Raw genomic sequence first — 13855 nt, 5'->3', positions numbered from 1 at the left:
TTGGTTCTGTGGTGCGTCAGTCAACATTGCTGCTCCTGACACACCGCTATCGGGGGCAAGCCCCCTCCCACATTGGTTCTGTGGTGCGTCAGTCAACATTGCTGCTCCTGACACACCGCTATCGGGGGCAAGCCCCCTCCCACATTGGTTCTGTGGTGCGTCAGTCAACATTGCTGCTCCTGACACACCGCTATCGGGGCAGGCCCCCTCTCACATTAGTAGCCAGGTCGGGCCTTCAACTGCTCGGAGGCGGCCTTGGCCAGGTCCGGCGGAAGGAAGTCGCGGTCCGGGTTGTAGTCGGCCTTGAGATAGTGCTCCAGGTCTTGCAGATCTCCCGGGTTCAACGTGCCCGCCGCCTGCTTCAAGCGCAAGTTGTCGAGGATGTAGTCGTAGCGGCTGTTGTTGTAGTTGCGCACCGACGCATAGAGCTGGCGCTGGGCGTCGAGCACGTCGACGATATTGCGCGTCCCCACCTGATAACCGATTTCCGTGGCTTCCACCGCGCTCTGGTTCGAGATGATCGACTGGCGGCGTGCCTGGACCTGCTCTACGTCGGTGTTGACCGCGCGGTGCAGGTTGCGCGTGTTTTCCACCACCTGGCGGCGCAGGCCTTCGCGTTGCTGCTCGGTCTGGCCCAGGCGCGAATACGATTCGCGCACTTGCGAGCTGGTCAGGCCGCCGCTGTACAGCGGGATATTCAGGCGCAGGCCGATGGTGCGTTGCGAGGCATCGCCACCGTAAGGCGTGCCGAAGGCATTCGGGTTGCTGAAGCCTAGGGCGTCGGTATCGCCTTTTTCGTACTGCGCCACGGCGTCCAGAGTCGGCGCATGCCCGGCCTTGCGCTGCTTGAGGGTTTCCTCGGCCGCGGTGACCGCGTAGTTGCTGGCGAGCAGGTTCAGGTTCTGGCGGCCGGCGGTTTCGACCCAGGCCTTGGCGTCGTTCGGCAGCGGCGGCAGCACCGGGAGTGTATGCACAATGCCCTGGATCGAGTTGTATTGACGGTTGGTCAGCGTGATCAGCGCTTCGAAGGCGTCATCCACCTGGCGTTGCGCGACGATCCGGTTGGCTCGCGCGGTGTCGTAGCTGGCCTGGGATTGCAGCACGTCGGTCTTGTCCGACAGGCCCACGTCGAAGCGCTCGTTGGACTGGTCGAGCTGGCGCTTGAATGCGTTTTCTTCGGCCTTGGTGGAGGCCAGGTTGTCCTGGGCGCGCAGCACGGCGAAGTAGTTCTCGGCGCTTTGCAGGATCAGGTTCTGTTCGGTGGCCGAGAGTTGCAGCGCAGCCTGTTCGTTGACAGCTTCGGCGGCTTGCAACTGGAACCAGCGGTCGGCGCGGAACAAGGGTTGGCTCAAGGTCGCGCGCCAGGAATGCGCATCGCGGTTGGCGGTGGCGGCCGGGGTGTCGATCTGGGTGCGCGAATTGTTGATATCGGCACCGGCCGACAGGTTGGGCAGCAAGCCTGCGCGGGCCTGGGGCACCACTTCTTTTTGCGCGTCGTATTGGGCGCGGGCGGCGGCCAGGTCGGCGTTGTTATTCGCCGCTTCCTGGTAAACGCTGACCAGGTCGGTTCTGGCGGACAAGGGCGCTTCAGCTGCCCAGACCATTCCGTTGGTCGCACAAGACACGGCAAGAGCCAGTGAAAGTTTGCGCAGCATGAATTGATCCCTAGTGTGAATATTACGATAATAATTTATCGCCCAACGCTACGGCTGGCCATTCCTGGCGTCAAGCATTGGGGCAGTCCCCGAGTGTAGTGGCGGTTACACGGCACAACAATCCTGCAATTGCGCCATTCATCACGCTGTTTGCTCCGCTATTGGCAATTTGCCCCCACCCTGGTCTAGACTGGCCGCGTTCTTGTCGGGGTGCCTTGTTGGAAGGCTGAGATCGGTAAATACCGGATCCCGTTGAACCTGATCAGGTTAGCGCCTGCGTAGGGAACAAGATTTCTCGTCACCCGGCGAGTCCTCTTGTGCTTCGTCCGGGATGAGCGTTCGACCATCGAACAGCCCTCGCGTACTTAGCACAGCACTGTTTTCAGTGCGTCCATCCGTCACAGGTTCGCTCCGACAAAAATCCACCGCCTGGATAGTTGGAGAGCCCGTGATGAGTACAACACCAAAAAATACCGTGCATTTGAGTGAATCGGCCAAGGTCGACTCCGGCTCCGTGCAACCCTTTACCCGCTCGCAGAAAGTCTACGTGCAAGGCACCCGCCCGGACATCCTTGTGCCGATGCGCGAAATCAGCCTTGATGTGACCCCCACCGATTTCGGCGGCGAGATCAACGCCCCCGTGGTGGTCTACGACACCTCCGGCCCCTACACCGACCCCAACGTCATCATCGACGTGCGCAAAGGCCTGGGCGATGTGCGCTCGCCGTGGATCGAGTCGCGTGGCGACACCGAACGCCTGTCCGGCCTGAGCTCGCACTTCGGCCAGCAACGCCTCACGGATGCCGAACTGACCGCGCTGCGCTTTGCCCATGTGAAGAACCCGCGCCGTGCCAAGGCCGGTGCCAACGTCACGCAGATGCACTACGCGCGCAAAGGCATCATTACCGCCGAGATGGAATACGTCGCCATCCGCGAAAACATGAAGCTCGAAGAAGCCCGCGCCAGCGGCCTGCTCGATCAGCAACACGCCGGCTACAGCTTCGGCGCCAGCGTGCCGAAGATCATCACCCCGGAATTCGTGCGCGAAGAAATCGCCCGTGGCCGCGCGATCATCCCGGCCAACATCAACCACACCGAACTGGAACCGATGATCATCGGCCGTAACTTCCTGGTGAAGATCAACGGCAACATCGGCAACAGCGCCCTGGGTTCGTCCATCGAAGAAGAAGTGGCGAAACTGACCTGGGGCATTCGCTGGGGGTCGGACACGGTGATGGACCTGTCCACCGGCAAGCACATCCACGAAACCCGCGAGTGGATCATCCGCAACTCGCCGGTACCGATCGGCACGGTGCCGATCTACCAGGCCCTGGAAAAAGTCGGCGGCGCCGCTGAAGACCTGACCTGGGAGCTGTTCCGCGACACCCTGATCGAACAGGCCGAGCAGGGCGTCGACTACTTCACCATCCACGCCGGCGTCCTTCTGCGCTACGTGCCGCTGACCGCCAAGCGCGTCACCGGCATCGTCTCGCGTGGCGGCTCGATCATGGCCAAGTGGTGCCTGGCGCACCACAAAGAGAACTTCACCTACACGCATTTCGACGAAATCTGCGAAATCATGAAGGCCTATGACGTCAGCTTCTCCCTCGGCGACGGCCTGCGCCCAGGTTCGATTGCCGACGCCAACGACGCCGCGCAATTCGGCGAGCTGGAAACCCTCGGTGAGCTGACCAAGACCGCCTGGAAGCACGACGTGCAAACCATGATCGAAGGCCCCGGCCACGTGCCGATGCAACTGATCAAGGAGAACATGGACAAGCAGCTCGAATGCTGCGACGAGGCGCCGTTCTACACCCTCGGTCCGCTGACCACCGACATCGCGCCGGGCTACGATCACATCACCTCCGGCATCGGTGCGGCGATGATCGGCTGGTTCGGTTGCGCCATGCTCTGCTACGTCACGCCCAAGGAGCACCTGGGCTTGCCCAACAAGGATGACGTGAAGACCGGGATCATCACCTACAAGATCGCCGCGCATGCAGCCGATCTCGCGAAAGGGCATCCCGGCGCGCAGATCCGCGATAACGCGCTGAGCAAGGCGCGCTTCGAGTTCCGTTGGGAAGACCAGTTCAACCTCGGCCTCGACCCGGATACCGCGCGCTCGTATCACGACGAAACCCTGCCGAAGGACTCGGCCAAGGTCGCGCATTTCTGTTCGATGTGCGGGCCGAAGTTCTGCTCGATGAAAATCACCCAGGAAGTGCGTGAATACGCGGCCAACCAGCGCATCGATGCGGTAGATGTGGAAGTGGCCAAGGGCTTGGCCGAACAGGCGGAGCGGTTCAAACAGGAAGGCAGTCAGCTCTACAAGAAGGTCTGATCCGAGGTTGTAGGCGCTTTTAAGGGCCTTATCGGGGGCAAGCCCCCTCCCACACTTGAAGTGTTCACAATTCAAAATGTGGGAGGGGGCTTGCCCCCGATAACAATCTTTCAAACAACAAATGCCCCTCAGAGATTCCATCCTTGAGCATTCAACCCAGCACCTATTCCCCCGACATCGCAGTGCCGACGAACAAACGCGTCTTCGGCGCCCGCGACCTCTTCTCCCTGTGGTTCTCCCTCGGCATCGGCCTGATGGTCCTGCAAACCGGCGCGCTGCTCGCGCCCGGCCTGGGCCTGGCCGGTGGCTTGCTGGCGATTTTCCTCGGCACCCTGGTCGGCGTGCTGTTGCTCGCCGCCGTCGGTGTGATCGGCAGCGACACCGGCTTGTCCGCCATGGCCGCTCTCAAGCTCAGCCTCGGCGCCAAAGGCGCGAGTCTGCCGGCATTATTGAACCTGCTGCAGCTGATCGGCTGGGGCGCGTTTGAAATCATCGTCATGCGCGATGCCGCCAGCCTGTTGGGCGCGCGGGCGTTCAGCGACGGCAGCCTGTTGGCCAGCCCGCTGCTGTGGACCCTGTTTTTCGGTGGCCTGGCGACCCTACTGGCGGTCAGTGGCCCGCTGACGTTCGTGCGGCAGATCCTGCGCAAATGGGGCATCTGGCTGCTGCTCGCGGCCTGCCTGTGGCTGACCTGGAACCTGTTCGCCAAGGCCGACCTCGCCACACTGTGGGCCCAGCCCGGTGATGGTTCGATGCCCTTCGCGGTGGGGTTTGATATCGCCATCGCCATGCCGCTGTCGTGGCTGCCGCTGATCGCCGACTACTCGCGCTTCGGCAAGCGCGCGAAAAGCGTGTTCGGCGGCACGGCACTGGGCTTCTTTATCGGTAATTTCTGGCTGATGAGCCTGGGCGTGGCCTACACCCTGGCGTTTGCGCCGAGTGGTGAAGTGAACGCGCTGTTGCTGGCGCTGGCTGGCGCAGGGCTGGGGATTCCGTTGTTGCTGATCCTGTTGGATGAGTCGGAAAACGCCTTTGCCGATATTCACTCGGCGGCCGTGTCCAGCGGGATTCTGTTGCGCCTGAAAGTCGAGCACCTGGCCTTGGCCATCGGTGTGCTCTGCACGCTGATCGCCTGCTTTGCTCCGTTGGCGCAGTACCAGAACTTTCTGCTGTTGATCGGTTCGGTATTCGCGCCGCTGTTTGGCGTGGTGCTGGTCGATCATTTCATCCTGCGCCGCCGCGGCCAGGGCGTGCTCGCCGCCCTACGCTGGACGGCGCTGCTGGCCTGGCTGGGTGGCATCGGCACCTACCACCTGCTGGCCAACCTGTATCCGGATATCGGCGCGACCCTGCCGGCACTGGTGCTGGCAGGGCTGTTGCAGTTCATCCTCGGGCGCGCCTTCAACGGCGTGCGGGCACCAGCTCAGGCTTGATGATGCCTTCCAGGCGCGAGTAAGGAATCTGCAGCTCGACATGGCCCAGGGCATACGGCGCGATCGTGGTGGTGGGGTACTTGAGGGTCACGCTACCGGAAGTCAGCGCCACGTTCGGGGTTTTCTGGAACGGGTAGCTCTTGACGAATTCCGGCTCCAGGCTCAGGCGGGTGCTGATCAGCCAGCTGTTGTGTGCGACCTGGGCGGCTTTCCAGAAGGCCTCTTCCTTGCCGGGCAGCAGCATGTCGCTCAGCGAAAGGGCTTTTTGCTGCTGGCGCGAATAGTTGATGAAGGCGCGGCCCGGTTCGCCGTGGGTGGCGCCCTGGTCCAGGTAGCTGGACAGTTCGATGATCACCAAGCCGTCATGCTGCTCACGTACCTTGGCCTGCAAGTACATGCTGTTGCGTGGTGCGGCGGTGCTCAGGAACTGCTCGCGGTAGGTCGCCAGGCTCGACGGCAGCGGGTCGCTCGACCGGGTGCGGGTCATTTCCAGCAGGCGTTGTTCGATCAGCGCGTCGAGCCTGGGCTCCTTGGCAAAATGCACGGTGTCGATATTCACCAACGGGCAATCGGCGTTGGTGCAGTCCGGCTTGCTTTGCTCGCTGGCGTCGCGGGTGGCGTCCAGCGGGGCGCGATAGTTCGGTTGGAACAGGCTCTGGCAGGCGCCGAGGGTCAAGGCGATACACGCCACGGAGGCGATTTTTAAAAGCGACATGTAGGGTCTTCGTCCGTCGATAAGCGCGAAATTTATGGAGCTTCGACTACCGGCATGGCAGTCAGTTCGCCACTAAGCTGATTAGAGTGAGTTTGACGCCCGCCGTCTATCCCGGCAACCGGAAAGGGGCTGCGCCAACCGGCGAGAGCGCGTTAGGATGGCGCGAATTGCACGGGCATAACGAGGAAGGATATGACGGACATCGCGAAATCCACGCCGAGCACGATTGAGATCGTTCAGCGCGACAATGCCTACCAGGGTTTCTACAAGCTCGATCGCGTGCAACTGCGCCACGAAAAATTCGACGGTGGCATGAGCCGGGTGATCAACCGCGAAGTCTTCGTGCGGCATGACGCCGTGTGCGTGCTGCCCTATGACCCGCAGCGCGATGAAGTGGTGCTGATCGAGCAGTTTCGCGTCGGCGCCATGGGCCGTACCGCTAACCCGTGGCTGGTGGAAATGGTCGCCGGCCTGATCGATAAGGATGAAGAACCGGAGGAGGTTGCACACCGCGAAGCCGAAGAGGAAGCTGGGCTGACATTCTCCGCACTGTGGCCGATCACTAAATATTTCCCTTCGCCCGGTGGCAGTACCGAATTCGTCCACTTGTACCTGGGGCGTTGCGACAGTTCGGGCGCCGGTGGCGTCCATGGACTGGAAGAAGAAGCAGAAGATATCCGCGTCAGCACCTGGGCTTTCGAAGACGCCTTGCAAGCGGTGCGTGATGGTCGGATATCCAATGCGCCCAGCATTATTGCCTTGCAATGGCTAGCGCTCAATCGAGCGGAAGTGAGGGGGTTATGGCAGTAAAGGCACGGGAACGATACCGAGTTGACCTGATCGGGCTGCAAGCCGCCTGCGAGGCCAACTATGCGCGGCTGATGCGCCTGCTGCCGGACATGCGCCACGCCCCCGAGGCGCGGCGCATTGCCGTGACCCATGGCGACCAGATGCTCGGCGTGCTGACCCTGGAAGTCATCGTCAATTGCCCCTACACCACCACCCTGCGCGTGCGCCAGGAACACAGCCTGCCGTGGCTGCCGGTGCCGCAACTGGAAGTACAGGTGTACCACGATGCGCGAATGGCCGAAGTCATCAGCGCCGAACATGCGCGACGCTTTCGCAGCATCTATCCTTACCCGAATGTGTTCATGCACCAGCCCGATGAGAAAGCACAACTCAATGTGTTCCTCGGTGAATGGTTGAGCCACTGCCTGGCCCTGGGCCATGAGTTCGCAGCCGTGCGATAGATGTGAACTGCGTCTGCTTCCTTGGGTTTCCTCTTTGTGTCCTGCCCCAGCATAATCGCGCCACACGTCCATTCCTGTGATTGCCTTGGGAGAGCGCCTTGCCTCGCGTATCCACCGTGACCCCCGATGCACCGGCGTTGCTGGTGCAGTTGTCCGACAGCCACCTGTTTGCCGAGGCCGACGCCACGCTGTTGGGCATGAACACCCGCGAAAGTTTGCAACGGGTGATCGACCTCGTGCGCGAGCAGCAGCCCCGGGTCGACTTGCTGCTGGCCACGGGGGACTTGTCCCAGGACGGTACGCTGGCCTCCTATCAGCACTTTCGTGAGATGACAGCGTTATTTGGTGTCCCGACGCGCTGGATTCCCGGCAACCACGACGAGCCGCAGATCATGGCCCACGCCGCCCTGCACAGCGACCTGCTGGAGCCAGTGGTCGACATTCGCAATTGGCGCATTACCCTGCTGGACTCCGCCGTACCCGGTTCGGTGCCCGGTTATCTGCAGGACAGCCAACTGCAACTGCTGGCCCAAGCCTTGAGCGAAGCGCCGCACCGCCATCATCTGGTGTGTTTCCACCATCATCCGGTGCCCATCGGGTGTGCGTGGATGGAACCCATCGGCCTGCGCAACCCCGAGGCGCTGTTTGCCGTCCTGGACCGTTTTCCCCAGGTCCGGGCCTTGCTCTGGGGCCATGTACACCAGGAGATCGACCGCGAGCGCAACGGCGTGCGCCTGCTGGCCTCGCCGTCCACCTGCATCCAGTTCGCGACGGGCAGCGAAGACTTCAACGTCAGCACCGAGGCGCCAGGCTATCGCTGGCTGCGCCTGCATGCCGACGGGCGGTTGGAGACTGGGGTCGAGCGGGTCAAAGACTTTGCTTTTACCGTCGATTACGCCAGCAACGGCTACTGAAGGTGGGAGGGGGGTGCTCCCGATAGCGGTGGTTCAGTGCCACGTGTATCAACTGGCAGCCTGTCATCGGGAGCAAGCCCCCTCCCACATGGGTTCTGCTGTGACTGGAAGACAGGGGACTCGCCACCCCGATCCCTGTAAACTGCGCCTTTTTGGCGCAAGCACGGAGAGCCCGGCATGTCCGCTTCGATCCTGTATATCCACGGTTTCAACAGCGCGCCTGCGTCCAACAAGGCCAGCCAGTTGATCGGTGTGATGGACACCCTCGGCCTGGCCGAGCAGTTGCGCGTGCCGGCCCTGCATCACCACCCCCGTCAGGCCATTCCTCAATTGGAGGCGGCCATCGCGGAACTGGGGCGGCCACTGCTGGTCGGCAGCTCCCTCGGCGGCTACTATGCAACCTATCTTGCTGAACGCCATGGCCTCAAGGCGCTGCTGGTCAACCCGGCGGTCAGCCCCCATCGGATGTTCGACGGTTACCTGGGCACGCAGAAGAACCTCTACACCGATGAAACCTGGGAACTGACCCACGATCACGTCACGGCGCTGGCCGAGCTGGAAGTCCCGGCACCCCAGGACGCCGCGCGTTATCAGGTGTGGTTGCAGACCGGGGACGAAACCCTGGATTATCGCCTCGCCCAGCAGTATTACCGGGCCTGTGCCTTGCGCATCCAGGCCGGTGGCGACCACGGTTACCAGGGCTTTGCCCGGCAGTTGCCGGCGCTGTTGAGCTTTGCCGGCATTGGCGCCGATCAGTATCAATCCTTCGATTTCGCGGCACTGTAATTGCCTTGCAAATCCCAGGTTACTTTTTAATCGAACGAATCACGACGAGACCCCATGGCCACTCCCAGCGCTAGCTCTTATAACGCCGACGCCATCGAAGTCCTCTCGGGCCTCGACCCGGTGCGTAAACGCCCTGGCATGTACACCGACACCAGTCGGCCGAACCACCTTGCCCAGGAAGTCATCGACAACAGCGTCGACGAAGCCTTGGCCGGGCACGCCAAGTCGGTGCATGTCATTCTTCACGCGGACCACTCCCTGGAAGTGTCCGACGACGGTCGCGGCATGCCGGTGGACATTCACCCGGAAGAGGGCGTGTCGGGCGTCGAGCTGATCCTCACCAAACTGCACGCCGGCGGCAAGTTCTCCAACAAGAACTACCAGTTCTCCGGTGGCTTGCACGGTGTGGGTATTTCCGTGGTCAACGCCCTGTCGACGTTGGTGCGGGTCAGGGTCAAGCGCGACGGCAACGAATATGAGATGACCTTCGCCGATGGCTACAAAGCCACCGACCTGCAGGTGATCGGCACCGTTGGCAAGCGCAACACCGGCACCAGCGTGTACTTCGCCCCGGACCCGAAATACTTCGATTCGCCAAAATTCTCCATCAGCCGCCTCAAGCACGTGCTCAAGGCCAAGGCGGTATTGTGCCCGGGCCTGCTGGTCACCTTTGAAGACAAAGGCACGGGCGAAAAGGTCGAGTGGCGCTACGAAGACGGCCTGCGCTCCTACTTGGAAGACGCTGTCAGCGACTTCGAACGCCTGCCCAACGAGCCGTTCTGCGGTAGCCTGGCCGGGAACAAGGAAGCCGTTGACTGGGCGCTGCTGTGGTTGCCCGAGGGCGGCGACAGCGTGCAGGAAAGCTACGTCAACCTGATCCCCACCGCCCAGGGCGGCACCCACGTCAACGGTTTGCGCCAGGGGCTGCTCGACGCCATGCGCGAGTTCTGCGAATACCGCAGCCTGCTGCCGCGCGGCGTGAAGCTGGCGCCGGAAGACGTGTGGGAGCGCATCGCGTTCGTGCTGTCGATGAAAATGCAGGAGCCGCAATTCTCCGGCCAGACCAAAGAGCGCTTGTCGTCCCGCGAGGCGGCGGCGTTTGTCTCTGGGGTGGTCAAGGACGCCTTCAGCCTGTGGCTCAACGAACACCCGGAACTGGGCCTGGCCCTGGCGGAGCTGGCGATCAACAACGCCGGGCGTCGCCTCAAGGCCAGCAAGAAGGTCGAGCGCAAACGCATCACCGCGGGCCCGGCACTGCCGGGCAAACTGGCCGATTGCGCCGGGCAGGACCCGATGCGTTCCGAGCTGTTCCTGGTGGAAGGTGACTCCGCCGGCGGTTCCGCCAAGCAAGCGCGGGACAAGGAGTTCCAGGCGATCCTGCCGTTGCGCGGCAAGATCCTCAACACCTGGGAAGTCGATGGCAGCGAAGTCCTGGCCAGCCAGGAAGTGCACAACATCGCCGTGGCCATCGGTGTCGACCCCGGCGCGGCGGACATCAGCCAACTGCGCTACGGCAAGATCTGCATCCTCGCCGACGCCGACTCCGACGGCCTGCACATCGCCACCCTGCTGTGCGCGCTGTTCGTGCAGCACTTCCGTCCGTTGGTGGATGCCGGTCACGTCTACGTCGCCATGCCGCCGCTGTACCGTATCGACCTGGGCAAGGAAATTTTCTACGCCCTCGACGAAGGCGAGCGCGATGGCATCCTCGACCGCCTGATCGCCGAGAAGAAACGCGGCAAGCCGCAGGTCACGCGATTCAAAGGCCTGGGTGAGATGAACCCGCCGCAACTGCGCGAAACCACCATGGACCCGAACACGCGGCGCCTGGTGCAGTTGACCCTGGACGACTTCGCCGCCACCTCGGAAATGATGGACATGCTGCTGGCAAAAAAACGCGCGCCGGACCGCAAGTCCTGGCTGGAGTCCAAAGGCAACCTCGCCGAGGTCCTGGGCTGATGCGCACAGGTTTCGCCCTGGCGATCCTGATGTTGAGCGGGTTGGCGGCCACCCTGGTGGTCGCCGCGCCCGTGGCTGAGCTCAAACTGGTGTCCGAACACTCGGTGGACGGCATGCGCGGCGGTAACCTGTCGGGCCTGGCGCTCTGTGGCAACGCGTTGTGGACGGTTTCCGACCGTGACGACGACCAGATCTACCGCCTGGATATCAGCGCGCCGACCTGGCAGGCCGAAACGCTGAAGATCGACGTGCCGCCGGTGCCTGACTCCGGCCTGCCGTGGGGGCTGCGTTCGCGCACCAAGGCCGCGTCGCTGATTCGCGGTGGCGACCTGGATTTTGAAGGCATCAGTTGCGATGCCGCCGGTAACCGCTACGTGGTCAGCGAAGCCCATGCGGCGGTGCTGAAAGTACCGGCGAGCGGTGTGCCCGAGTGGTTGAAGATCGCCCCCGGCATGGTGCGTGAAGCCCGCGCCAGCGGTATGTTGCTGCATTTCAATGCCTTGTTCGAAGGCCTGGCGGTGAACCCCGAAGGCAATCAGATCTGGCTGGCGGCGGAGCGTGAGCGGCGCGGGCTGATTTCCATCAAACGCCCGCAAAGCCTGTGGGATTGCGAGGGCGCGTGCGTGCTGTTGAGCGAGGCCGGCCAGGAAGTGCAGCCGGCGCAGTTCCCCAACGCCAAGGCGGTGTCCAAGGACTTTTCCGACCTGGCGCTGTTCAACGGCAAGTTGTTTACCCTGGAGCGCAATGCGTTTCAGATTTGTCGGCGCGATGCGGTCACGGCCAAGGTCGAGCTGTGCTGGTCGTTTGCTGACGAAACCCTGACGCCCGAGCGGCGCTACGCCCAGCCGTATGGCCTGGCCGAAGCCCTGGTGCTGGACGCAGACGGTGCCTGGTTGGGCATCGACAATAATTTAGGCGCGCGTGCCGATGGTGAGAAACGCCCGGTGGTCTATCGTTTCGCCGCCCCCGCCGGTGGCTGGAGCGCTCAGCCATGAGTCACCCCTGTTTTGAATTGACCCGGCGCCGCGGCATTTCCGCGGCGCCCTACCAAACAATGATGAGGCCCGCATGAGTGACATCCTCGCAGACAGCTTAGACGGCGTAGAACGCCGGTCGCTGGCTGACTTCACCGAAAATGCCTACCTCAACTACTCCATGTACGTGATCATGGACCGTGCCTTGCCGCATATCGGCGACGGCCTGAAGCCCGTACAACGGCGCATCATCTACGCCATGAGTGAGTTGGGCCTGGACGCAGATTCCAAGCACAAGAAGTCGGCGCGTACCGTCGGTGACGTGCTCGGTAAGTTCCACCCCCACGGCGACTCGGCCTGCTATGAAGCCATGGTGCTGATGGCCCAGCCGTTCAGCTACCGCTACACGCTGGTGGATGGCCAGGGTAACTGGGGTGCGCCGGATGATCCCAAGTCCTTCGCCGCCATGCGATACACCGAGGCACGCCTGTCGCGTTATTCGGAAGTGCTGCTCAGCGAACTGGGCCAGGGCACCGCGAACTGGGGCCCGAACTTCGACGGCACCCTCGACGAACCCCTGGTGTTGCCGGCACGTTTGCCGAATATCCTGCTCAATGGCACCACTGGCATCGCCGTTGGCATGGCCACCGACGTACCGCCGCATAACCTGCGGGAAGTCGCCGCAGCCTGCGTGCGCCTGCTCGATGAGCCCAAAGCCACGGTCGAGCAGCTCTGTGAGCATATCCAGGGCCCGGATTATCCGACCGAAGCGGAAATCATCACGCCGCGCGCCGACCTGCTAAAAATGTACGAAACCGGCAAGGGCTCGGTGCGCATGCGTGCCGTCTACCACGTCGAAGACGGCGACATTATCGTCACCGCGCTGCCGCACCAGGTGTCCGGCGCCAAGGTGCTGGAGCAGATCGCCGCGCTGATGCAGGCCAAACCGTCGAAATTGCCGCAGGTCACTGACTTGCGTGACGAGTCCGACCACGAAAACCCGTGCCGCATCGTGATTATTCCGACCAACAGCCGGGTCGATCATGAAGTGCTGATGCAGCATCTGTTCGCCAGCACGGACCTGGAGTCCAGCTACCGGGTCAACGTCAACATCATCGGCCTGGACGGCAAGCCGCAGCTGAAGAACCTGCGCAATCTGCTGGTGGAGTGGCTGGAGTTTCGCGTGCAGACCGTGCGTCGCCGCCTGCAGTTCCGCCTGGACAAGGTCGAGCGTCGCCTGCACCTGTTGGACGGCTTGCTGATTGCCTACCTCAACCTGGATGAAGTGATCCACATCATCCGCACCGCCGAGCACCCGAAAGCCGATCTGATCGCGCGTTTTGAACTCAGCGAGATCCAGGCCGACTACATCCTTGACACCCGTTTGCGTCAGTTGGCGCGACTGGAAGAAATGAAGCTGCGCGACGAACAGGACGCGTTGCTCAAGGAGCAAGCCAAGCTGCAAGCCCTGCTGGGCAGCGAAGCCAAGCTCAAGAAGCTGGTGCGCAGTGAGCTGATCAAAGACGCCGAGACCTATGGCGACGACCGTCGTTCGCCTATCGTTGAGCGCGCAGACGCGAAAGCACTGACAGAAACCGAGCTGTTGCCAAACGAGAAAATTACGGTCGTTCTGTCGGAAAAGGGTTGGGTTCGTTCCGCCAAGGGGCATGATATTGATGCGACGGGCTTGTCGTACAAGGCTGGCGACGGCTTCAAGACCTCCGCTGCCGGGCGTTCCAACCAGTTTGCGGTGTTTATCGACTCCACCGGGCGCAGTTACTCGGTGCCGGCGCACACCTTGCCGTCCGCGCGCGGGCAGGGCGAGCCG

At 62.4% G+C, this 13855-nt stretch carries 11 protein-coding genes and 1 riboswitch; of the genes, 9 read left to right on the top strand and 2 right to left on the bottom strand.

Annotated features, from left to right (window positions below):
* Positions 1-215: 215 nt before the first annotated feature.
* Positions 216-1655 carry a TolC family outer membrane protein gene (locus L9Z73_RS14535; protein ID WP_247402068.1) on the bottom strand — a complete coding sequence of 480 codons (1440 nt, stop codon included), beginning with the start codon at positions 1653-1655 and terminating at the stop codon, positions 216-218.
* A gap of 196 nt (positions 1656-1851) precedes the next feature.
* Positions 1852-1957, top strand: a riboswitch (TPP riboswitch).
* A 149-nt stretch (positions 1958-2106) separates the two neighbouring features.
* Between L9Z73_RS14535 and thiC the strand changes: the two genes are divergently transcribed.
* Both thiC and cytX read left to right on the top strand, forming a co-directional pair.
* Positions 2107-3996 carry a phosphomethylpyrimidine synthase ThiC gene (gene thiC, locus L9Z73_RS14530; RefSeq protein ID WP_247402066.1) on the top strand — a complete coding sequence of 630 codons (1890 nt, stop codon included), beginning with the start codon at positions 2107-2109 and terminating at the stop codon, positions 3994-3996.
* A 143-nt stretch (positions 3997-4139) separates the two neighbouring features.
* Positions 4140-5429 (top strand): putative hydroxymethylpyrimidine transporter CytX, encoded by a 1290-nt coding sequence (gene cytX, locus L9Z73_RS14525; RefSeq protein ID WP_247402061.1) that lies wholly within the window; start codon positions 4140-4142, stop codon positions 5427-5429.
* On the opposite strand, the gene L9Z73_RS14520 is transcribed toward cytX, so the two are convergent.
* Positions 5398-6144, bottom strand: coding sequence for an RsiV family protein (locus tag L9Z73_RS14520; RefSeq protein ID WP_247402058.1), 747 nt, complete (start codon positions 6142-6144; stop codon positions 5398-5400). The two genes, cytX and L9Z73_RS14520, sit on opposite strands and share 32 nt — an antisense overlap.
* Positions 6145-6336: 192 nt before the next feature.
* Here L9Z73_RS14520 and L9Z73_RS14515 point away from each other — a divergent pair, with 192 nt between their 5' ends.
* The 7 genes from L9Z73_RS14515 to parC form a co-directional block, all read left to right on the top strand.
* On the top strand, positions 6337-6954 hold the full coding sequence (locus tag L9Z73_RS14515) for an NUDIX domain-containing protein (protein WP_247402055.1): 618 nt from the start codon (positions 6337-6339) through the stop codon (positions 6952-6954).
* A complete protein-coding gene (locus tag L9Z73_RS14510) occupies positions 6945-7394 on the top strand; it encodes a DUF1249 domain-containing protein (RefSeq protein ID WP_247402053.1) in 450 nt (149 codons plus the stop codon). The genes L9Z73_RS14515 and L9Z73_RS14510 overlap by 10 nt, the downstream gene beginning before the upstream one ends.
* Before the next feature lie 98 nt (positions 7395-7492).
* Positions 7493-8308, top strand: coding sequence for a 3',5'-cyclic-AMP phosphodiesterase (gene cpdA / locus L9Z73_RS14505; RefSeq protein ID WP_247402051.1), 816 nt, complete (start codon positions 7493-7495; stop codon positions 8306-8308).
* Between the two features lie 177 nt (positions 8309-8485).
* Positions 8486-9094: a YqiA/YcfP family alpha/beta fold hydrolase gene (locus L9Z73_RS14500; protein ID WP_247402048.1), complete on the top strand. Its 609-nt coding sequence runs from the start codon at positions 8486-8488 to the stop codon at positions 9092-9094.
* A gap of 54 nt (positions 9095-9148) precedes the next feature.
* A complete protein-coding gene (parE, locus tag L9Z73_RS14495; RefSeq protein WP_247402045.1) occupies positions 9149-11053 on the top strand; it encodes a DNA topoisomerase IV subunit B in 1905 nt (634 codons plus the stop codon).
* A complete protein-coding gene (locus tag L9Z73_RS14490) occupies positions 11053-12048 on the top strand; it encodes an esterase-like activity of phytase family protein (RefSeq protein ID WP_247402043.1) in 996 nt (331 codons plus the stop codon). The genes parE and L9Z73_RS14490 overlap by 1 nt, the downstream gene beginning before the upstream one ends.
* Before the next feature lie 73 nt (positions 12049-12121).
* Positions 12122-13855, top strand: a 1734-nt coding sequence (gene parC, locus L9Z73_RS14485) for a DNA topoisomerase IV subunit A (protein ID WP_247402040.1), incomplete at its 3' end; no start/stop codon positions are given.

Origin of the sequence: Pseudomonas emilianonis (genome assembly GCF_023072625.1) — a bacterium.
Taxonomy (GTDB): domain Bacteria; phylum Pseudomonadota; class Gammaproteobacteria; order Pseudomonadales; family Pseudomonadaceae; genus Aquipseudomonas; species Aquipseudomonas paraveronii.
The sequence above is the reverse complement of the archived record's forward strand: the minus strand, read 5'-3'. Positions and strand labels throughout refer to the sequence as shown.